This is a genomic window from Actinosynnema sp., assembly GCF_052038725.1.
The window spans coordinates 1-1,973 of sequence record NZ_JBQGCX010001049.1; the positions used below are offsets into that span (position 1 = coordinate 1).

Here is a 1,973-nt window from a genome sequence, read left to right on the forward strand (position 1 = left end):
CCGAAGGCCGGGCGCGACGGGGGTCCTCCCCCGCCGCGCCCGGCCTCCCGCTCGTCCAGGGCCGTCTTCCCGGACCCCGCGCCCCGCTCTCCCCGACCGAACGGGGGCGCGGTGGTCAGCGCCGGTTGTCCAGCACGCCCAGGGTCGTCGGCGGCTCGCCGTCCAGCAGGGTCGCCAGGCCCTCGAACAGCTCGACGGTGCCGTCCGGCAGGCCGCGCACGCCGGGGGTGCCCACGGCGGCGGCCTCGCGGATGGCGGCCTGCATGGCCTGGTCGAGCACGCGGGTGCGCACGGTCACCCGGTCGGTGTGCCCGCCCGCCGTGCCGGGACCGGTGTAGTCGCCGACCAGGCGGAACGGGCGCAGCGGCGGGGTGGCCACGATGAAGTCCGCGCCGATGCTGGTGCGCATGACCGTCTCGCGCTCCAGCCAGCACGCGCGGCCCGGCTCGACGGGCACGTCCACGTAGTCCTCGAACACCTCCTCCTTGCGCCACGCCTGCCCGTACGCGGCGGCGGTGGCGGAGGCCAGGACGTCGTAGAAGGTCTTCTCGCCCCAGCTGGGGATGTGGAAGCTCGTGGTGGTCTCCACGACCGCGCGCCCGCCGATGCGGCAGGTGATCACGCTGTCGGTGGTGTTGCAGATCGAGACGCCCACCTGCACCGGCACGCTCAGGTCGAAGAGCATCTTGCGGCTCCGCGCCACCAGCACCTCGGCGCCCGCGGCCTGGACGCTGAGCGCGGTCTTGAGCCGCTGGGCGCCCTCCGGCGTGGACAGGGCGATCGCCTTCAGCTCGTGCATCCTGGTGGGGTCGACCCCCCGGCGCTGGAGGGCGGCTTCGTAGACAGCGGTGTCCGCGGTCTGCTCGTGGAGGGCCACTGGGCGTCCCTTTTCTCGGTTGGTTCGCTGGAGCCGGTTGGGCGGTGCGCCCGGTGTGCGGTGCACTGGGGCCGACGTTCCCCAAGCTGCGTCGAACTCGCATCGCGACGACGCGATCGGGGGACCTCGATCACCCGAAGGGAGTATGCCTGAGCCCTTCTCAGCAGGGGAGGGTTGAACCCCTAACGGACCAATCCCGCTACCAAAAAGCACCTGTCAGTCGCTCACCTCGGCGTTGATCTCCACTCGTGGCCCAACCTCGTCCCCCGACCGGCCCGTTCCGGTAGTGGGGTGTGAGGTGGACCTCAGCCGTCCGGGAGGTGAAGGCCGGTTCTTGTCCGGACCAATCCCGGCCGCGCCCTGTCCACGACCGATCACGCGGCGCTACGGTCCGACCGTGAGGTCTGGACCTATCGCACTCGTCATCCTGCTGGCCGCGTCGACCTTCACGGGCGCCCTGCCCGCCGCCGCGGCCCCCGCCGCCCCCCCGCCGACCGCCGCCGCGCTCACCGACTGGAAGGCCCCGCTGAGCACGCGGGGCCGGTACGTCGTGGACGCGGACGGCAACCGGTTCAAGCTCAAGTCCGGCAACTGGCACGGCGCCAGCGGCACGTGGACGGGCTCCGGCCCCAAGTCCGACCCGGCGAACCACCACGCCGGGGAGATCGCCCACCAGACGCCGCTCGGCCTCGACCGGGCGCCGCTGGAGAGCGTCATCGACGGCTTCGCAGAGCTGGGGCTCAACAGCGTGCGCCTGCCGTTCTCCAACGAGATGGTGCGCGACACCGCCCCCGTCCCCGACCTGCCCGCGAACCCGGAGCTGCGCGGCCTGACCCCGCTCGGCGTGTACGACCGGGTGGTGGAGCGGCTGACCGCGCGCGGGTTCGCGGTGATCCTGAACAACCACACGGGGACCTCCCGGTGGTGCTGCGGCGTCGACGGGAACGAGCGGTGGAACACCGCGCGCACCGAGGCGCAGTGGCAGGAGGACTGGCTGTTCATGGCGCGGCGGTACGCGTCGAACAAGCGGGTGGTGGGCGCGGACCTGTACAACGAGGTCAGGCGGAACATCACCGACGACCCGAACTGGGGCTGG

The 1,973-nt window shown here is 72.5% G+C and carries 2 protein-coding genes; one reads left to right on the forward strand and one right to left on the reverse strand.

Going from position 1 to position 1,973, the window contains the following annotated elements; translation table 11 throughout:
- Positions 1 to 115: 115 nt before the first annotated feature.
- The gene (locus tag ACTUAL_RS22160; protein ID WP_096495315.1) at positions 116 to 877 is read right to left on the reverse strand and encodes a hypothetical protein; all 762 of its coding nucleotides are present in this window, start codon (positions 875 to 877) and stop codon (positions 116 to 118) included.
- A 397-nt stretch (positions 878 to 1,274) separates the two neighbouring features.
- Here ACTUAL_RS22160 and ACTUAL_RS22165 point away from each other — a divergent pair.
- The coding region (locus ACTUAL_RS22165) for a glycoside hydrolase family 5 protein (protein ID WP_440901592.1) at positions 1,275 to 1,973 on the forward strand (699 nt) is incomplete at its 3' end.